Source organism: Treponema sp. UBA753 (genome assembly GCF_002297325.1).
GTDB lineage: Bacteria > Spirochaetota > Spirochaetia > Treponematales > Treponemataceae > Treponema_D.
Genome location: NZ_DBKJ01000072.1, coordinates 1 through 901 on the forward strand (window position 1 = coordinate 1; position 901 = coordinate 901).

1 protein-coding gene is annotated in these 901 nt (G+C 44.7%); it reads right to left on the reverse strand.

Annotated elements, in window-relative coordinates:
- Window positions 1-160: 160 nt before the first annotated feature.
- Window positions 161-901 (reverse strand): flagellin (locus tag B4C08_RS06120; protein WP_296664003.1); only part of this gene is annotated, 741 nt, incomplete at its 5' end.

The following is a 901-nucleotide window of genomic DNA, read 5'->3' on the forward strand; positions in this document are numbered from 1 at the left end:
TGCACTTTTTTTGCAAGATTGCCGTGTCAAGCACGGCAATGACACTTAAATTACTGTTCTTATCAAAACTCGACATTCAGACTAAATAAAAAAAACTTCCTTAAAAGTTTTTCACTTCTAGGGAAGCTTTCGTTACGCAGATTTTACGCCGCTTTCAATTCTACTGGAGAAGAGAAAGAACGTTCTGTGAGCTCTGGTTTGCCTGAGCAAGCATCGCTGTTCCAGCCTGAGAAAGAACCTGGTTCTTTGTAAAGTCAACCATTTCCTTAGCCATGTCTGTGTCGCGGATGCGGCTCTCAGAAGCCTGAAGGTTTTCTGCGCCAATATCAAGACCAACAACTGTCTTTTCAAGGCGATTCTGATATGCACCAAGGTCTGCGCGCTGTTTGTTAATCTTCTTGATTGCTTCATCCAAAGTTCCGATTGCGCGGTTTGCTTCGTCTGGGCTTTCAAGAGTCATAATCTCTTCTGTTCCAACTGCGCGGAGTCCAAGAGCTGCTGCGCTCATTGTTCCAATATATACCTGTGTGCGCTGATCCATGTTTGCGCCAATGTGAAGCCACATAGAAGCTGTAACGCTGTTTTCACCTGTTGGGCGTGCAAAACGACCAGTAAGCATGTTCATGCCGTTGAACTGTGCGCAAGAAGCAATGCGGTCAACTTCAGCGATGAGTGAAGAAACTTCAACCTGAATCTGCATACGATCTTCGTCAGTGTAAATTCCGTTGCTTGACTGAACTGCAAGCTCGCGGATGCGCTGGATAATATCTTCAGTTTCCTGAAGGTATCCTTCTGTTGTCTGGATAAAAGAAATGCCGTTCTTTGCGTTTGTAGAAGCCTGATTCAATCCACGAATCTGGGATCTCATTTTTTCTGAAACAGCAAGTCCAGAAGCATCATC